The organism is Pseudomonas sp. BW7P1 (assembly GCF_024981055.1).
GTDB classification, from domain to species: Bacteria; Pseudomonadota; Gammaproteobacteria; order Pseudomonadales; family Pseudomonadaceae; genus Aquipseudomonas; species Aquipseudomonas bananamidigenes.
In genome coordinates, this window is sequence record NZ_CP103374.1 from 2,730,001 (window position 1) to 2,747,507 (window position 17,507).

Genomic DNA, 17,507 nt, shown 5'->3' on the forward strand with positions numbered 1-17,507 from the left:
TCCTGTACTTCTGGTTATTGCGATGGAGGGACGGAGAAGGCTAGGCCAGCTTGGCGTTGGTTGTCCAAGTTTAAGGTGGTAGGCTGAGATCTTAGGTAAATCCGGGATCTTAAGGCCGAGAGCTGATGACGAGTTGCCTTCAGGCGACGAAGTGGTTGATGCCATGCTTCCAAGAAAAGCTTCTAAGCTTCAGATAACCAGGAACCGTACCCCAAACCGACACAGGTGGTTGGGTAGAGAATACCAAGGCGCTTGAGAGAACTCGGGTGAAGGAACTAGGCAAAATGGCACCGTAACTTCGGGAGAAGGTGCGCCGGTGAGGGTGAAGGACTTGCTCCGTAAGCCCATGCCGGTCGAAGATACCAGGCCGCTGCGACTGTTTATTAAAAACACAGCACTCTGCAAACACGAAAGTGGACGTATAGGGTGTGACGCCTGCCCGGTGCCGGAAGGTTAATTGATGGGGTTAGCTAACGCGAAGCTCTTGATCGAAGCCCCGGTAAACGGCGGCCGTAACTATAACGGTCCTAAGGTAGCGAAATTCCTTGTCGGGTAAGTTCCGACCTGCACGAATGGCGTAACGATGGCGGCGCTGTCTCCACCCGAGACTCAGTGAAATTGAAATCGCTGTGAAGATGCAGTGTATCCGCGGCTAGACGGAAAGACCCCGTGAACCTTTACTATAGCTTTGCACTGGACTTTGAATTTGCTTGTGTAGGATAGGTGGGAGGCTTTGAAGCGTGAACGCCAGTTTGCGTGGAGCCATCCTTGAAATACCACCCTGGCAACTTTGAGGTTCTAACTCAGGTCCGTTATCCGGATCGAGGACAGTGTATGGTGGGTAGTTTGACTGGGGCGGTCTCCTCCTAAAGAGTAACGGAGGAGTACGAAGGTGCGCTCAGACCGGTCGGAAATCGGTCGCAGAGTATAAAGGCAAAAGCGCGCTTGACTGCGAGACAGACACGTCGAGCAGGTACGAAAGTAGGTCTTAGTGATCCGGTGGTTCTGTATGGAAGGGCCATCGCTCAACGGATAAAAGGTACTCCGGGGATAACAGGCTGATACCGCCCAAGAGTTCATATCGACGGCGGTGTTTGGCACCTCGATGTCGGCTCATCACATCCTGGGGCTGAAGCCGGTCCCAAGGGTATGGCTGTTCGCCATTTAAAGTGGTACGCGAGCTGGGTTTAGAACGTCGTGAGACAGTTCGGTCCCTATCTGCCGTGGACGTTTGAGATTTGAGAGGGGCTGCTCCTAGTACGAGAGGACCGGAGTGGACGAACCTCTGGTGTTCCGGTTGTCACGCCAGTGGCATTGCCGGGTAGCTATGTTCGGAAAAGATAACCGCTGAAAGCATCTAAGCGGGAAACTTGCCTCAAGATGAGATCTCACTGGAACCTTGAGTTCCCTGAAGGGCCGTCGAAGACTACGACGTTGATAGGTTGGGTGTGTAAGCGCTGTGAGGCGTTGAGCTAACCAATACTAATTGCCCGTGAGGCTTGACCATATAACACCCAAGCAATTTGTGCTTAAAAGCCAGATTGCGGTGTGTGAAGACGAAACGAACCGAAAGTTCGAGTTCACAAACACCGATGGCTGTCACATACCCGATTTGCTGAAGCGAGGCCCTCTGGTCACGACTCGGCACACAGAATTTCTTGACGACCATAGAGCATTGGAACCACCTGATCCCATCCCGAACTCAGAAGTGAAACGATGCATCGCCGATGGTAGTGTGGGGTTTCCCCATGTGAGAGTAGGTCATCGTCAAGATTAAATTCCGAAACCCCGATTGCGAAAGCAGTCGGGGTTTTGTTTTGTCCGCAGGAAAGTGCTCGACGCAAAAGGGCGACTGCAGGGCAGCCGTTAAAGATGGTCATGAGCGCATCGGTAATGCGCTCAGTTGTTATCCATCTGCAAGCTGATCCGTGGAGCACCAGCGATTGCGTCCCAAGCGCTTCGCTTGATACAGGCACATATCCGCCGATTTCAACAACATGGCCATCGTCACTGACTCATCAACGGGACGGCGGGTGGCAATCCCCGCGCTTGCGGTGACGTAGCCCAAAGGATGCCCGGTATGTTCCAGTTCCAGCAATCGGATCGCCTGCAAGATGTCCTCGGCGACTTGAATGGCACCCGCGTTATCAGTGTTGGGCAGGAGCACGGTGAACTCCTTTCCACCGTAGCGCACCGCGAGATCCCCCGGATGTTTGATCGCTTGCTGGATGGCTCTTCCGACGGCGCTGAGGCAATCGTCGCCCGCGGCGTGACCATAACGGTCGTTGTAGCGTTTGAAGTGGTCGACATCGAGCATGATCAATGACAACGGCGAGTTCAGGCGACGAGCCAGACGGATTTCATCCGCCAATGCGGTATCGAGGCGTCGTCTATTACCGAGACCGGTAAGGCTGTCTGTCAGCGCCATGTCGCGCACTGGCGAATGGTGTCCTCGGCGTGTTGGGCCGTGGCACGAGCGAGGTTGGTGGCGGAGTCGCGAGCGGAAGCAAACACCGAACGATAGTTCTGCCAGGTTCGCCAGCTCTCGACTGCGGCGCAGCACCCTGATCTGGTGTCATTGTCTCCTTGCAGTTGACGGTGAAACCCTTTTCAGGCGATTTATCCCGTTCAGCCTGGCCATTAATCTGTGCCCATCTTGAACGCAACCGAACTTGCACAACTAAAAAGGGATTCAACATGAGCACTGCAACCTACAACCGCCTGAACAAAGACGACGCCGTCGTTCTGCTGGTCGACCACCAGACCGGCCTGATTTCTCTGGTTCAGGACTTTTCGCCGAACGAGTTCAAGAACAACGTACTGGCTCTGGCCGACCTGGCGAAGTTCTTCAAGTTGCCAACCATCCTCACCACCAGCTTCGAGCAAGGTCCGAACGGCCCGCTGGTGCCGGAGCTCAAGGAAATGTTTCCGGATGCGCCGTACATCGCACGTCCAGGCCAGATCAACGCGTGGGATAACGAAGATTTCGTCAAGGCCATCAAGGCCACCGGTCGCAAGCAGATCGTCATTGCCGGTGTCGTGACCGACGTCTGCGTGGCGTTCCCGACGCTGTCGGCACTGGCGGAGGGGTTTGACGTGTTCGTGGTGACCGATGCCTCCGGCACCTTCAACACCACGGTGCAACAAGCCGCGTGGAACCGCATGACTCAGGCCGGCGCACAAATGATGAACTGGTTCTCGGTAGCCTGTGAGCTGCACCGCGACTGGCGCAACGACATCGAGGGGCTGGGCAATCTGCTGTCCCAGCGGATCCCCAACTACCGCAACCTGATGAATGGCTATGCGGCGCTGACGGCCCAACAGAAATAAGGTCATACCCAGACAAAAGCCTGCTGAAAAGCAGGCTTTTTTCGTTTGCGGCAGGCACGCAGGCGGGGTGTCTACCTCAGACGGTGACGACAACCTTTCCGACGTGCTGATTGGCTTCAAGGAAGCGATGCGCCTGCTGAATGTCATCCAGAATGAAGGTTTTGGCAATGACCGGTTGCAGAGCACCCGAAGCCAGACCGTCGACAATAAAGGCTTTTGCGCGTGTCAGCACGGCCGGGTCTGAAACGATTTCCGAGTAGAGGTAACCCTTCAGCGTCAGACATTTACCCAACACGGTAAACAACGGGAACGGTGTGGGTTCCGGGCTCAAGGCGCCGTACTCCAGCAGGATGCCTCCGCGAGCCATGCTCTGGGTCAGCGGCTCGAACGATGGGCCGCCTACCGGATCGAATACCACGCGTGCGCCCTTGCCGTCGGTCAACGCCATGACCGCTGCCACCATGTCCTCTTCATCGCTGACGATCACATGCGCTGCGCCGGCGTCCAGCAATGCCTGCTTTTTGGCACGGGTGCGGGTCACGGCAATCGAGGTGGCGCCGACCATCCGGGCAATCTGGAAGGCTGCGAGTCCGACGCTGCTGGAGGCGGCAGTCACGATCACGAAGTCGTTTTTCTGAAGTTTCGCTTGTTCGACCAGCGCTCCCCAGGCGGTGACATATTGCATCCAGGAGGCGGCGGCCTGTTCGAAGGACAGAGTCGAAGGATGCTTGACGGTCAGGCTTGCGGGCACGTTGGCCAGTTCGCCGTAGGTGCCCCAGCGTGCGATGTCCAGCGGTGGAATGACGCTGACCGCATCACCGGCCTTGAACTCGCTGACATGGGCACCAACGGCGACCACGACACCGGCCGCTTCGTAACCGAGGCGACTCGGGAACTCCGCTTCCTGCAGATAAGCGTGATTGCGAAACATCACTTCGGCGCGATTCAGGCCGAAGGCTTTGACCTCGATCTGCACTTCGTCCGCCGCAGGTGCCGGGACATCAACGTTTTCCAGTTTCAGGACGCTCGCGTCACCGTATTCATGAATCCTGACAATGCGTGCCATGGGTTACTTCCTCGGTTATCGATGAAATTGCACCAGCGTAATCGGTGCCATGGACGCCAATTTAGGCTTTGGCCTGTCTCCGATAAAGGCCTACGATGGTGCAACACTAGAAACAACGAGTTTCCAATGGATCGACTCACACTCATGTCCACGTTCGTCAAAGCGGTGGAGCTGGGGTCCTTCAGCGCGGTGGCAGATGAACTCAATCTGTCCCCGCAAATGGTCGGCAAACAGGTGAAAATGCTGGAGCAGCACCTGGGTGTTTCGCTGCTGAATCGCACCACCCGCAAGCAAAACCTTACGGATTTTGGCCGTACGTTCTATCAGCGGGCGAAGATGATTCTGGCCGACATGGACGCTGCCGAAGAAATGGCCGCCGTGACCCGCGGCGTGCCCAGCGGCCGGTTGCGGATCAATGCGCCCGTCACGTTCGGTGTCAGTACACTGTCGCCCAAGCTGCTGGAGTACATGGTTCGCTATCCGCAGGTTTCGGTGGATCTGACGCTGTCGAACGAACTGGTCGATCTGGTGGACGGTGGATACGACGTGGTGTTCCGTATCGGCGAGCTCGCAGACAGCGGCCTCAAGGCATTGCCGCTGATGCCCTATCACATGGTGCTGTGCGCGGCGCCGTCCTACCTCGCACGTCGCCCACCCATCACCACGCCTTGGGATCTTCAGGAACATGAATGCCTGGCGTTTGCCTATTCGGATGGCCGCTCACACTGGCGACTCGAAGGCCCGGAAGGGGTGATCGACGTGCCGATTAAAAGCCGATTGACGATTAATCAGGGCGACCCGTTGCTGTCCGGAGCAGTGGCAGGGCTTGGGGTGGTGATGCTGCCGCTGGAACTGGTCAAGGACTCGCTGAGGAGCGGCACACTGGTGAGTCTGTTACCGCAGTACAGGGTGCCGGTTTCGCCGATGAATCTGTTGTATGTACCGGATCCGAGGCTGACTCCGAAATTGAGGAGTTTTATTGATTTTGTGCGAGGTGTGTTCGGTGACGCTCAGCCGTAAACAAGCCTTTTCAACGGGAGGGCCGCTGCGAGTCGACAGCGGCCCTCCGTCAGAAGCGAACCAGTCGATAAGGCTCACGCTCAGGCAACTGACGAACCACATTTCCCATCGCTGTCGAAACCATCCCCCCAACCATCTCCGCTGTCACTGCCGCCTGCGTCAGCCCCAGATGTTGATGCCCGAAGGCAAGTAACACTTTTCCATCACACACCCGGTCAATCACCGGCAACGAATCCGGCAGCGATGGCCGCAATCCCATCCACGGCGTGGCGGCTTCGATATTCAGTTCATTGCGGAACAATCCTTTGCTCAGACGATGCAACTGCCAGGCCCGCGCCATGGTCGGTGGGGCATCGAGCCCGGCGAACTCGACTGTCCCGGCCAGGCGCAGCCCCTCGGACATCGGCGTCATGATGAACTTGCGCTCCAGCGAAGTGACGGGGAAGGGCAGTCGGTCATGTTCGTGAGGCAGCATCAGGTGATAGCCGCGCTCGGTATCGAGCGGTACTTTTTTGCCGGTCAGTGCCGCGGTGAGTGTTGCCGAATGGGCGCCGCAGGCGATCAGCACCTGACGAGTCGACAGTGTGCCGTCAGCGGTCAGCAGGTTGACGCCATGCTCCTGCACTTGTCCGCCCTCGACCCGTTGTTTTACAAACTGCACGCCGCTGGCCTTTGCGGCGTTCACCAGCTCACACACCACCCGGTACGGATCGATGAAGTGCCCAGTGTCCTGAAAAAACAGACCGCCCTGAAGGTGTTCGCTCAGTTGCGGCGCGCGGTCACGCACCGCACTGGCCGACCAGACATCCACCGGGACTTGCTGCTGAAGCAAACGTGCCTGCAACGCCTCGATGGCCGGTCGCGAATCAGGTCGTTCAAAGACCAGCAACGAGCCTTCCACTTTCAGCAACTCGGGACGTTGGATGTCATCGAGCAACCGGAGCCAGGCGTCGAGCGAGTGTTCATTGAGCGCACGCAAGCCCGCTACTGTGCGTTGGAACGGCGCCGGCCGCAGATTCAACAACAGCCGAGTGAACCAGGGCACGGCGCCGGGCAGGTATTTCCAGTCCAGGCGCAGCGGCCCCATCGGGTCCATGAGCATGGCCGGCAAGCGCTTGAGAATAGACAGGTCGGCAATTGGAAACACCTGCTCGGTCGCCAGGTGGCCGGCATTGCCGAACGACGCACCGTGGCCGGGTTCCTGCGGGTCGACCACGATGACCCGCAATCCTTGTTGCGCCAGCCGCCATGCACAGGCAACGCCGATGATGCCGGCGCCGACCACGGCGATGTCATGGGTGATGTTCGGCATGGTTTCAGGCTTCCCTTTGGCCATCGAGCAGGCGTCGCAGTGACAGAGGATTGGATTGTTTGAGGGCGGCTGGCAGCAATACGTCGGGGAAGTCCTGATAACAGACCGGGCGCAGGAAACGCTGGATTGCAGCCGTGCCGACCGATGTCGTGCGCCCATCGGAAGTCGCCGGGAAAGGCCCGCCATGCACCATCGCATCACAGACCTCCACACCGGTTGGCCAGCCATTGACCAGCAAGCGTCCGGCCTTGCGTTCCAGTGTCGGCAGCAGTGAACGGGCGTGATCCAGATCCTCGTCATCCAGATGCAGGGTAGCGGTCAGTTGACCTTCCAGATGTTCCAGCACCTGAAGGACTTCATTGTGTTCGGCGCATTGCACGACCAGGGACGTCGCACCAAAGGTTTCGGCTTGCAGCGTGGGATCGGCGAGAAAATCCGCCGCGTCGGTGACGAAAACATGTGCCTGCCCCTGATTCGGACCGGCTGCTCTTTGACCGACGGCTGCAAGACGTGCGCGTGGATTTTCCGCCAGTGCGTTCACGCTGGATTCATAGGCATCGAAGATGCCAGGCGTGAGCATGGTCTGGGCCGGGCTGCGCTGGGCGAGCTCGGTCGCAGCGGTGACGAACGTATCCAGTGCCGTTCCCTTGAGTGCGATCACCAGTCCGGGATTGGTGCAGAACTGGCCGGCACCCAGCGTGAGCGAAGCGACAAAACCTTCGGCCAGCGCTTGCGGGCGATGGCGCAGCGCAGCAGGAAACAGCAACACCGGGTTGATCGAACTCATTTCCGCATACACCGGAATCGGTTCGGGGCGAGCCTGGGCCGCTGTGATCAATGCGAGTCCGCCGCTGCGCGAGCCAGTAAAGCCCACGGCTTTGATGCGTGGATCGCTGACCAGCGCAATGCCGACCTCATGTCCGGAACCGTACAGCAACGAGAATACGCCCTCTGGCAGACCGCACGCCTTGACGGCCCGAGCCACAGCGCGACCGACCAGTTCGCTGGTGCCGGGATGTGCGCCATGGGCCTTGACGATGACCGGGCAACCGGCGGCGAGTGCCGAGGCGGTATCGCCGCCGGCGACGGAAAACGCCAGTGGAAAATTGCTCGCGCCGAACACCGCCACCGGACCCAGGGCAATCTGGCGTTGGCGCAGGTCCGAGCGCGGTATTGGCTGGCGCTGCGGTTGTGCACTGTCGATTCGCACACCCAGCCATTCGCCGGCCCTTACGGTGCGAGCAAAAAGGCGCAGTTGCTGGCAGGTGCGCCCGCGCTCGCCTAACAGGCGAGGGCGGGGCAGGCCGGTTTCGGCCATGGCGCGGTCGATCAACTCATCGCCAAGGGCTTCGATCTCGTTGGCGATGGTTTCGATGAATTCGGCGCGGCTTTCCAGCGACGTTTCCCGATAGCCGTCGAATGCGGCCCGGGCCAATGCACAGGCCTGTTCGACATGCTCGGCGGAGCCGCCGGCGTAAGCGGGTTCCAGCGGAGTATCGGTGGCCGGGTTGATCCCCCGAAAGACCTCGCGATTGCCCGAGAGGGTTTGCTGACCGATCAGCAGTTTGCCCGTGAGAGACATGGCATCTTCCTGAAAAAAAGGAGACCCGCCGCCGAAGTGCGCGGCGGGCTGAAACGAGGCGGTGGGTCAGGCGAAGTTCTGTTCCGCCGACCAGTTTTCGTACCAGTGACGGAACAGCGCGTACTGGTTTTCCGCATAGCGTCGCTGGGAATCGCTGAGGGCATCGGTTTCGTTGAAATGCAGGGTGTATTCCTTGTCGCCGTTGAGCACCATCAAGTGTTTGTAATACAGCACCAGATCCGTGCCTTCGTCGAAGGAGGACAACACCGCCAGCGCCGACTCCAGTTCCCGCGCCTGACGCCGGGCCTTGGCATCCCCCTTGGCGGCCTGTTTGCTCAGTGCCACCAGTTGCAGTACCTCACGGGGCAGAGCGTTGCCGATACCGGTAATCGCACCTGTGGCGTTGCAGTTGACGAAGCCGTGCACGACCTGGGTGTCGACACCGACCATCAGCGTCACATCATCGTCTTTGGACGTAATGTTTTCCGCGGCGTAGCGCAGGTCGGCGCCACCACCGAATTCCTTGAAGCCGATCAGGTTCGGGTACTCGCGACGCAGTTCGAAGAACAGGTCGGCGCGGGTGGCGAAACCGTAGTAAGGGCTGTTGTAGATCACCGCCGGCAAGTTCGGTGCGGCTTGCAGGATCGCGGCGAAGTGAGCCTTCTGCGCGGCGAGCGATGCCCCACGGGACAGCACACGGGGGATCACCATCAGCCCCTGGGCGCCGACTTTTGCCGCATGGGCGGCGTGAGACACCGCTTCACGGGTGTTGATGGCGCCCGTGCCGACGATGGTCGGAATGCCAGCGGCCACCAGGCGCGCCACGCCTTCCTGGCGTTCGGCTTCGGTCAGCAACGGCCAGTCGCCCATGGAGCCGCAATACACCACGGCGCTCATGCCGATGTCGATCAGCTCGCGACCCTTGGCCACCAGGGCGTCGAAGTCCGGTTTGCGTGCGGCGGTGCACGGGGTCATCAGGGCGGGCATACAGCCAGTGAAGATGTTGTCGCTCATTGTTTTTCTCCTTGGGAACGGTGATTCGTATCGGGTTGAAAAGCGGCGCAGCGGCTCAGATGCCCCACGCGAACGGATCGTCTTCGTCGATCAGCAAGGTGCTGTCGGCGGTCATGTAGGCGCGGCCGGTGATGAAGGGCCGCACGCGTTCACCTTCCCATTCGAAGCGACCTTCGAACTGACTGCCGGTAATGCTCGCTTGGACCCAGCGTTCGCCGGGCTTGAGTTTTTCGTCGGCGGCCAGGCAGGCGAGTTTGGCGCTGGTGCCGGTGCCGCACGGCGAGCGGTCGTAGGCTTTGCCGGGGCACATGACGAAGTTGCGGCTGTCGGCGTGGTCGTCAGCGGCAAACAGTTCGACGTGGTCGATGAGCGCGCCGTCCTCGCCATGGACGCCTTGCTCCTCGAGGGCCTTGAGCATTTTCCAGGTGAAGTCGGTCAGGGTTTCGACGTTGTCCATCGTCAGCGTCTGACCGTGCTCCGACACCAGGAAAAACCAGTTGCCGCCATAGGCGATATCGCCGAGGAACCGGCCGTATCCGGGCACTTCGACTGCCACCTGTTTGCGGAATCGATAAGCCGGCACGTTGCCCAACGTTACGGCACCGTCTTCATGCAAGGTGGCGCTTACCGGGCCGACCGGTGTGTCGATCTTGTGCACGCCCGGTTCGATCAACCCCAGGTGCTGCAAGGAGGCGATCAGGCCGATGGTGCCGTGGCCGCACATGCCCAGGTAACCGGCGTTGTTGAAAAAAATCACGCCGCAGGTGGCGTCCGGCGACACCGGTTCGCAATACAACGCGCCGACCAGCACGTCGTTGCCGCGCGGCTCCAGCAGACAGGCCCGGCGCCAGCGGTCGTGTTCGTTGCGCAGGGCATCGCGCTTTTCGGCCATGGTGTTGCCGGGCAGGTCGGGGAAGCCTTTCATCACCAGGCGCGTGGGTTCGCCGCCGGTGTGGGAGTCAATGACGTGTACGCGTTTCATGGTTGTGTCCCTTCAAAAGATTTTCAGTAAGCGCCGGCAGCGCGGGGGTTGGCAGCGGACGACGGGGATGTCGAAGCGACTTCGCTCTCATCCTCGTCAGATTCCAGACGCAGCAGGTGCGCCGGTACACCCGTGGCGGCGCCCCAGTAGTAAATGCCGGTGGCGAAAGCAGCGACGACCAGCGTGTCGAAGGGGTGAGCGAGGATGCCGAGACCACCGAAAGTGCCGAGTTTCGACAGCACGATGGTCACCGCGTAGAAGGCGATCAGCCACGCGGATGAACGCACTTGATGGGCAAGGCTCAGATGCCGGGTCGGTACGAAACGACCGCACAGCAGGTACACGACAAACATCAGGATTTGCAGGCCGAGCAGCCAGGAGACGGTGTTCCAGCCCGACCAGTAGACGATCAGCGCGGCGATGATGAACGACACCGGCCCCAGCAAGCCCATCTGCTTGACCCGGAACGGGCGCGGCATGTCCGGCGCATTGCGACGCAGTGCAGCGACGGTCACCGGCGCCACGGCATAGCTCAGCACCAGGGCGGCGGACACCACGTTGATCAGCGCTTCCCAGGACGGGAACGGCAGGGTCCAGAACACCGACAGGGCGAAGGTCAGCCACAGTGCCGGGCGCGGGATGCCGGACTTCTCATCGATGCGGGTGAAAACCTTGAAGAAGGTGCCGGTCTGCGCCCAGCCATAGATCACTCGTGGTGTGGCGTTCATGTAGATGTTGCCGCAGCCGCTGGGCGAGATCACCGCGTCCGCCACCACCAGATAGGCCAGCCAACCCACGCCGAGCGCCAGGGCGATGTCGCGATAGGGCAGAGCGAATTCCTTGGAAACCCCGGCCCAGCCATTGGCGAGCAGTTCAGTCGGGATGCCGCCGAGGAACGCCGTTTGCAGCAACACATAGATCGCGGTGGACAGCAGCACCGACAGAATCAGTGCAATCGGAATCGTGCGTTGGGGGTTTTTCACTTCGCTGGCCACCGAGATGATCGGGGTCAGGCCGAGGTAGGCGAAAATCACACCACCGGCGGAAACCGCCATCTCGATTCCCGAGAGCCCGAAGGGGGCGAAGCCCTGAACCTGGAAGTTCTGCGGTTTGAAGAAGGTGAACAAAACACCGATCACCAGCAGCGGCACGATGAACTTGAACACGCTCACCAGATTGTTGGCCTTGGCAAAGGTTTTCACGCTGCGATAGTTGAGCAGGAAGAACACACACAGAAGACCGAACTGTACCAGCCAGCCCAACACCGTCGGATCGCCGCTGCCGGGCTGGGTCAGGCCGGGAAACCACGCCGCCGCATATTGGCGCGAAGCGACCACCTCGATCGCCACCAGACTGGAAAACGCGATCAGCGTGATAAAGCCCATCAGATAACCGAGCAGCGGCCCGTGGCTGTAAACCGGGTAGCGGACCACACCGCCGGCCCGGGGCAGGGCAGCGCCCAGTTCGCAGTAGACGATGCCCAGCAGCAACACGGCGAAACCGCCCAGCAGCCAGGAAAATATCCCCGCCGGCCCGGCAATCGCAGAAACGTGACTGGCCGCGAACAGCCACCCGGAACCGAAGATCGCTCCGAGTCCGATAAACGTGAGGTCGATCAATGAAAGCTGTTTTTTGAACTTGCCTTGGCCTGACATGGCGTCGCCTTCTTGTGAGTTATTGGATAGGCAGGTGTATGTCACTGGGACGGGCCAAGATTGAACTCATCGGCAGCTGCGTGATTGATGCTTTGCGCAAGCCTGGATGACGAAATCGGCACAATTGCGATGAGAGACGACTGGCCTCGACAGGCCGTGGGTGTTGCTGCACTCTGCACGCGAACGCCGCACGGCGGGCCGTTGGCCGACCCAACCGCGAAGGAAGACACCGACGATGCAGAACGCATTTGCGATCCTGTGCGAGGGCGATGAGCGCAATCGCCCCCAGACCCTCGAAGCCTTGGTGGCGGGCGTTGCCGCGCTGTTGCCGATGCTGGACGTGATTCCGAACGCGGTGATTTTCATCAAGGATCCGCAAGCGCGTTACGTCCTGGCCAATCGCACGCTGGTGCAGCGCTGTGGGTTGAAAGACCTGAAACCGTTGCTCGGCAAAACCAGCGCGCAGGTATTCCCGGCGCAACTCGGACCGGGCTACACCGAACAGGATCGCCGGGTGCTGGAAGAAGGATGGGTGCTGGAGGATCAATTGGAACTGCATCTGTACGGCAGTCGCGAACCGGGCTGGTGCCTGACCCATAAGCGACCGCTGTACAACCGTGACGGCGCGATAATCGGTCTGGCGGGCATTTCGGTGGACCTGCAATCAGCCAGTGAAACCCACCCGGCCTTCGAGCGTCTGGCCGCCGTCGACGAGCACATCCGCGCGCATTTCAATCGTCGGGTGACGCTGGGTGAACTGACCAGGATCGCCGGCATTTCGGTGGCGCAACTGGAGCGTTACTGCAAGCGCGTGTTCCACCTGACGCCTCGGCAGATGATCCAGAAAGTGCGGCTGGAGCACGCCCATCGCTTGCTGCACACCGACCTTCCGATCACCGAAGTCGCCCTGCAGTGTGGCTATACCGACCACAGCGCCTTCACTCGCCAGTTCAAGGCCTCGACCGGATTCACGCCGCGTCAGTACCGGCAGGCGACGGAGCAATGAGCGGGTTTCGGGTCATTGCGGATAAACTGAGCCCGTCAGTCCCAGGTTGTGCAGGTAAAACGAGATGAACCGGATACGGATACGCCATTGCGCGTATTTTCTTTGCGCGATCATGCTGACGTTGACGACGGCTTGCTCCAGCAAGGCTCGATACGCGACCGTGGGTGATCGCTGCTATGCCAAAGCGGTGCCGACGATGGGCGAGGGCGGCCTGGCCTGGGGACAGACCCTGGGCCAGGCACAGAAAAAATCCATGGATAACTGCATGCGCTACGCCGGTCGCTCCGGCGGAACGCCCGGTACTTGTCAGGTGGTGTTGGCCAAGTGCAAAAATTAACAGGGCGGTATAGCCGCCCACGCCACATCGACCGAAAAGGACTTCAGTGAATCTTTATCTTGAAATCGAGCGGATTTTTACCGATCAGGCCTTCGCAAGGCCCCTGTTTTATTCCTGCCCGGGAGGACTGCGTTTCGAACTCTCCGAAACCGGAGGAATGATCGAACAGTTCCTGTTGGCCTTGCGAAAATCGACCGAGATCTGCACCGACATTTTCAGTGACGAGCCCACGCTGGTGACGTGCCTGCGCTTTCACTCCGGCGGCCAGCGATTTGCCCATCGAGCGTTGCTTCAGTCCGTTCGATCTGCAGGTATCGAGATACCTGCAGAACGCTCGATCTGGAGTGAACGCACCGATCCGGACGACTGGTTCTGCGAAAGCGAGCCCGAGTATTGGATCAACCTCGCTTTCGAAGTGCCCGCAAGGATGCTTCAGGCATTGCTCTGGTGCGCACTGGCCACGGATTTTGGTGCGATTGCGCCGAATCCACGCTGCGCGATCTACCTGTTCAACCTGAAGGCCGGAGTGATGGTTTTCCCTTACGACGACCGAGGGATGGACGTGGTCGGGCCCAACAAGGATCTGCTTTCAAGGCTGTACCACCGGCATCATGCGTATCTTCTCGATTACGACCGGCCCGCGATGGATGCTGACTTCGCGGGCACTCTCTGAGATTGGCCCTGATCCTTTGATGCCGTTCAGTCAGGATCGCGGGTTCTAGTCTCGACAAAAAACAAAATCACCATGTGTTTACTTCGTTCCTTCATGCGTCGCAGTTCTCACTGCCCGTATCTGTCTGTCTGGAGTTCTCTCGATGCCCTCGCTCAAAACACTGCCCGCTGCATTGCTGGGGCTGGCCCTTGCCTGTCCGGTCGAAGCCGAGTCTCAGGGCATGGAGTTGGGGCAGGTGCTGATCGGAGCTGAAGAGCAGAGCGGCGAAGACCTTTCGCTGCAGGAGGCGAAGTCCCGGCTCGCGCAAATCCCCGGCGCGACCAATGTGGTCGACATGCGCACGCCTTTGCAGGGGCGGGTGGCGAGCAATCAGGATGTGCTGGCGTATCAGCCGGGTGTATACGCGCAGTCGGCGGGCAACGAAGGGGTGAAAATCTCGATCCGTGGCTCGGGCATCAACCGCGCTCCCGGTGCTCACGCGTCAGGGCTGTACACGATGCTCGACGGCCTGCCGCTGACCGGTCCCGGCGGCACGCCTTACGAATTGCTGGAGCCGCTGTGGCTCGACCATGTAGAAGTGCTGCGCGGCGCCAACGGCTTTGATCGCGGTGCGCTGGCGCTCGGCGGCGCCGTCGATTACGTCAGCCACACCGGCTATAACGCGCCGCTGCTGAATGTGCGCTACGTCATGGGCAGCCACGGTTATGCCCAGCGACAAGTCAGCTCCGGTCAGGTGCTGGGCGATTTCGATTACTACCTGTCGATGACCGACGCGCATTCCGACGGTTATCAGGATCACACCGCGAGCAAGAGCCAGGGCGTGATCGCCAACTTCGGTTATCGCTTCAATCCGAATCTGGAAACCCGCTTCTACATCCGTCATCGCGAGACCGACAACGACCTCGCCGGCCGGGTGACCAAATATTCCATCGAACATGATCCGCGCGCGGCCAATCCGGCCTACGTGAACCGCAACGACAGCCGCGATCAGCCCGGCAGCACCTTCATTGGCAACAAGACCACGTACTACATCGATGACGATTCGAGTATCCAGACCGGTCTGGTTTATCACGATTACCCGATGGACCTGCGCGAAGGCCCGAACCGCTTGAAGGTCGCGTACACCGATGTCAGCGGCACGTTCGACTACAAGCGCCGCGACACGCTCTGGGGCATGGAGAGCAACAGCACCGTGGGCCTGCGGGTGACCAAACACCTGCCCAACGACGGGGCCAGCGAACGGGTGCGAATTCCTACCGGCAACACCGCCCGCTATGCGCCGGGCACGCCTATGCGCAACTTCACTTATCAGGGTTCGGATTCTGTCCTGCACGTGGGCAACGATCTGGAAATCGCCGACGACCTGTGGCTGACCACCGGCCTCGCCGCGATCTACACCCGCCGCGAAAGCGCCGTGACCTATCCCGAAGGTGGCGGCAAGACCAGCTTCGGTGACTGGGACTACGCGCCACGTCTGGGCCTGCGCTATCAGGTGACGCCGGACCTGCAACTGTTCGGCAACCTCAGCCGCTCGGTCGAAGCGCCGCATCCATGGTCGCTGATCTACAGCTCCAACGTTCGCTTCCCGGCGGGCAGCGGCGCCGCCACCGGCACCCAGCGCGATCCGGTCAAACTGCAGAACCAGACCGCGACCACCCTGGAGCTCGGCGGTCGTGGCGACAGCGCACTCGGCGAATGGAGCCTGGCCTGGTACTACGCGCAGGTACGCCACGAATTGCTCTCGGTCTTACCGGACGCCAACGCCACCACGCCCTATGAACTCAACGCCAGCCCGACCGTGCACCAAGGTGTTGAAGCCAGCCTCAACAGCAACCTGTGGTCGGCGAACGACGGCGGTAAGTTGAGCCTGCGTCAGGCCTATACCTTCAGCGACTTCCACTACCGCGACGACGATCGCTTCGGCGACAACCGCCTGCCGGGCCTGCCGATGCATTACTACCAGGGCGAACTGCGCTACGACTTCCCGCAGGGCTTCTTCGCTGCCGTCAACACACAACTGGTGTCGAAAGTCGCGGTGGATTACGCCAACAGCTACTACGCCGACCCTTACGCCACCTTCGGCGCGACGCTGGGCTACAACGCACCCAAAGGCGACTGGCAGACCTGGCTGGACATGCGCAACCTGACCGACAAGCACTACGCCGCTACCGTAACGCCGGGCTATGACGACAAGGGGCTGGACGCCGCACGTTCCACACCGGGTGAGGGCATGGCGATGTATGTCGGGGTTTCGTGGAGTCTGCTTTGAGCTGTGTCGGATCGGGCCTAAGCTAATGCAAAAAAGATATTTGTTCGGTGTTTTTAATATCGTTTAGTTTTGTCTCATAGACGAATCAAAAGCATCAAACCGACAGACCCCCGATTGCCATGACGGCACACGCTGAATCGATCACAGGCTCTTCAGGTTTGATTCACACGGGAGTGAATCATGCCGCATACCTTGGACATCACCGCATTACCGACCCTGGACCTGTCGCAGCTCGACGGTACGCCGCAGCAGCGCCAGGCCTTTCTCGATGACTTGCGCCATGCCGCCCGCGATGTGGGTTTTTTCTACCTGACCGGCCATGGCATCGACGCCAGCCTGCTCAAGCAAGTGCAGGACTATGCCCGCCAATTCTTTGCCCTGCCTGACAGCGAGAAAACCGCCGTCGGCATGATCAATTCGCCGCATTTTCGCGGCTACAACCGCGCCGCCTCGGAGATCACTCGCGGGCAGCCGGATCAGCGTGAACAGTTCGATCTCGGCGCCGAGCGTGAGGTCTTGCCACTGACGGCCGACAGTCCATTGTGGGCGCGGCTGCAAGGGCCGAATCAATGGCCCGAGGCGTTGCCGCAACTCAAGCCGTTGCTGCTCGACTGGCAGCAGGCGATGACCCAGATGTCGCTGCGTCTGCTGCGTGCATTCGCCCAGTCACTGTCGTTGCCGGAAGATGCCTTTGACCGGTTGTACGGCGACAAACCCAACGAACACATCAAGCTGATGCGCTATCCGGGGCAAGCTTCGTCGGCGAGCAATCAGGGCGTCGGCGCGCACAAGGATTCGGGTTTCCTCAGCTTTCTGTTGCAGGACCAGCAGGCAGGGCTGCAAGTGGAAGTCGAAGAGGGGCGCTGGATCGATGCGTTGCCACGGGACGACACGCTGGTGGTGAATATCGGCGAGTTGCTGGAACTGGCCACCAACGGTTATCTGCGCGCCACGGTGCATCGCGTGGTCTCGCCACCGGTGGGCAGCGAGCGCTTGTCCATCGCGTTTTTCCTCGGCGCGCAACTGGATGCAGTGGTGCCGCTTTATCCCTTGCCGACAGCGTTGCTGCGTGAGGCGCGGGGCCCGGCGAGTGATCCGCTCAACCCGCTGTTTCGCGATGTCGGCTGGAATTATCTGAAGGGCCGACTGCGCTCCCATCCCGATGTCGCACAGCGCTTCTATGCCGATGCGTCGAATACCCAGACACCGCTTCGCAAGACCGCCAACGCCTGATCCATCACTCGCAAAAGGATTCTTCCCA

Annotated in this window: 13 protein-coding genes, 2 rRNA genes and 1 pseudogene (1 of these 16 running past the window's edge); 9 read left to right on the forward strand and 7 right to left on the reverse strand. The window is 60.1% G+C overall.

From position 1 onward, the window contains the following. Positions 1-1,507, forward strand: a 23S ribosomal RNA gene (locus tag NWV16_RS12120) (it extends 1,384 nt beyond the left edge of the window). A 150-nt stretch (positions 1,508-1,657) separates the two neighbouring features. Further along, positions 1,658-1,773, forward strand: a 5S ribosomal RNA gene (gene rrf / locus NWV16_RS12125). Positions 1,774-1,906: 133 nt separating this feature from the next. Here the strand turns inward: rrf and NWV16_RS12130 are convergent. Next, a pseudogene (locus NWV16_RS12130) lies at positions 1,907-2,518 on the reverse strand (GGDEF domain-containing protein); the annotation flags it as partial. A gap of 179 nt (positions 2,519-2,697) precedes the next feature. Between NWV16_RS12130 and ycaC the strand changes: the two are divergent. Continuing rightward, positions 2,698-3,330, forward strand: a complete 633-nt coding sequence (gene ycaC / locus NWV16_RS12135) for an isochorismate family cysteine hydrolase YcaC (protein ID WP_260523209.1) — start codon at positions 2,698-2,700, stop codon at positions 3,328-3,330. 76 nt (positions 3,331-3,406) lie between these two features. On the opposite strand, the gene NWV16_RS12140 is transcribed toward ycaC, so the two are convergent. Further along, positions 3,407-4,396 (reverse strand): zinc-dependent alcohol dehydrogenase family protein, encoded by a 990-nt coding sequence (locus NWV16_RS12140; RefSeq protein WP_260523210.1) that lies wholly within the window; start codon positions 4,394-4,396, stop codon positions 3,407-3,409. A gap of 126 nt (positions 4,397-4,522) precedes the next feature. Between NWV16_RS12140 and NWV16_RS12145 the strand changes: the two genes are divergently transcribed. Further along, the gene (locus tag NWV16_RS12145) at positions 4,523-5,416 is read left to right on the forward strand and encodes a LysR family transcriptional regulator (RefSeq protein ID WP_260523211.1); all 894 of its coding nucleotides are present in this window, start codon (positions 4,523-4,525) and stop codon (positions 5,414-5,416) included. A 49-nt stretch (positions 5,417-5,465) separates the two neighbouring features. On the opposite strand, the gene NWV16_RS12150 is transcribed toward NWV16_RS12145, so the two are convergent. The 5 genes from NWV16_RS12150 to NWV16_RS12170 form a co-directional block, all read right to left on the reverse strand. Then, complete coding sequence (locus NWV16_RS12150) at positions 5,466-6,728, reverse strand: FAD-binding oxidoreductase (RefSeq protein WP_260523212.1); 1,263 nt, start codon at positions 6,726-6,728, stop codon at positions 5,466-5,468. A gap of 4 nt (positions 6,729-6,732) precedes the next feature. Further along, positions 6,733-8,310 (reverse strand): aldehyde dehydrogenase (NADP(+)), encoded by a 1,578-nt coding sequence (locus NWV16_RS12155; RefSeq protein WP_260523213.1) that lies wholly within the window; start codon positions 8,308-8,310, stop codon positions 6,733-6,735. A gap of 66 nt (positions 8,311-8,376) precedes the next feature. After that, on the reverse strand, positions 8,377-9,324 hold the full coding sequence (locus NWV16_RS12160) for a dihydrodipicolinate synthase family protein (protein WP_260523214.1): 948 nt from the start codon (positions 9,322-9,324) through the stop codon (positions 8,377-8,379). 55 nt (positions 9,325-9,379) lie between these two features. After that, positions 9,380-10,306 carry a 4-hydroxyproline epimerase gene (locus NWV16_RS12165; protein WP_260523215.1) on the reverse strand — a complete coding sequence of 309 codons (927 nt, stop codon included), beginning with the start codon at positions 10,304-10,306 and terminating at the stop codon, positions 9,380-9,382. A gap of 23 nt (positions 10,307-10,329) precedes the next feature. Then, on the reverse strand, positions 10,330-11,961 hold the full coding sequence (locus tag NWV16_RS12170; RefSeq protein WP_260523216.1) for an APC family permease: 1,632 nt from the start codon (positions 11,959-11,961) through the stop codon (positions 10,330-10,332). Between the two features lie 235 nt (positions 11,962-12,196). Here NWV16_RS12170 and NWV16_RS12175 point away from each other — a divergent pair, with 235 nt between their 5' ends. The 5 genes from NWV16_RS12175 to NWV16_RS12195 all read left to right on the forward strand — a co-directional run bounded on the left by NWV16_RS12175 (position 12,197) and on the right by NWV16_RS12195 (position 17,479). After that, positions 12,197-12,967, forward strand: a complete 771-nt coding sequence (locus NWV16_RS12175; protein WP_260523217.1) for an AraC family transcriptional regulator — start codon at positions 12,197-12,199, stop codon at positions 12,965-12,967. A gap of 64 nt (positions 12,968-13,031) precedes the next feature. Beyond that, complete coding sequence (locus tag NWV16_RS12180) at positions 13,032-13,304, forward strand: hypothetical protein (RefSeq protein WP_409319514.1); 273 nt, start codon at positions 13,032-13,034, stop codon at positions 13,302-13,304. A gap of 46 nt (positions 13,305-13,350) precedes the next feature. Beyond that, positions 13,351-13,977 carry a DUF3885 domain-containing protein gene (locus tag NWV16_RS12185; protein ID WP_260523219.1) on the forward strand — a complete coding sequence of 209 codons (627 nt, stop codon included), beginning with the start codon at positions 13,351-13,353 and terminating at the stop codon, positions 13,975-13,977. A 142-nt stretch (positions 13,978-14,119) separates the two neighbouring features. Next, a complete protein-coding gene (locus NWV16_RS12190; protein ID WP_260523220.1) occupies positions 14,120-16,246 on the forward strand; it encodes a TonB-dependent receptor domain-containing protein in 2,127 nt (708 codons plus the stop codon). Positions 16,247-16,426: 180 nt separating this feature from the next. After that, positions 16,427-17,479, forward strand: a complete 1,053-nt coding sequence (locus NWV16_RS12195) for an isopenicillin N synthase family dioxygenase (protein ID WP_260523221.1) — start codon at positions 16,427-16,429, stop codon at positions 17,477-17,479. Positions 17,480-17,507: the final 28 nt, after the last annotated feature.

Coding starts and splice junctions, on each gene's coding strand:
- NWV16_RS12175 (WP_260523217.1), top strand. CDS start 12,197: ATGCAGAACGCATTTGCGATCCTGTGCGAGGGCGATGAGCGCAATCGC.
- NWV16_RS12165 (WP_260523215.1), bottom strand. CDS start 10,306: ATGAAACGCGTACACGTCATTGACTCCCACACCGGCGGCGAACCCACG.
- NWV16_RS12140 (WP_260523210.1), bottom strand. CDS start 4,396: ATGGCACGCATTGTCAGGATTCATGAATACGGTGACGCGAGCGTCCTG.
- NWV16_RS12155 (WP_260523213.1), bottom strand. CDS start 8,310: ATGTCTCTCACGGGCAAACTGCTGATCGGTCAGCAAACCCTCTCGGGC.
- NWV16_RS12180 (WP_409319514.1), top strand. CDS start 13,032: ATGAACCGGATACGGATACGCCATTGCGCGTATTTTCTTTGCGCGATC.
- NWV16_RS12170 (WP_260523216.1), bottom strand. CDS start 11,961: ATGTCAGGCCAAGGCAAGTTCAAAAAACAGCTTTCATTGATCGACCTC.
- NWV16_RS12150 (WP_260523212.1), bottom strand. CDS start 6,728: ATGCCGAACATCACCCATGACATCGCCGTGGTCGGCGCCGGCATCATC.
- NWV16_RS12145 (WP_260523211.1), top strand. CDS start 4,523: ATGGATCGACTCACACTCATGTCCACGTTCGTCAAAGCGGTGGAGCTG.
- NWV16_RS12190 (WP_260523220.1), top strand. CDS start 14,120: ATGCCCTCGCTCAAAACACTGCCCGCTGCATTGCTGGGGCTGGCCCTT.
- ycaC (WP_260523209.1), top strand. CDS start 2,698: ATGAGCACTGCAACCTACAACCGCCTGAACAAAGACGACGCCGTCGTT.
- NWV16_RS12195 (WP_260523221.1), top strand. CDS start 16,427: ATGCCGCATACCTTGGACATCACCGCATTACCGACCCTGGACCTGTCG.
- NWV16_RS12160 (WP_260523214.1), bottom strand. CDS start 9,324: ATGAGCGACAACATCTTCACTGGCTGTATGCCCGCCCTGATGACCCCG.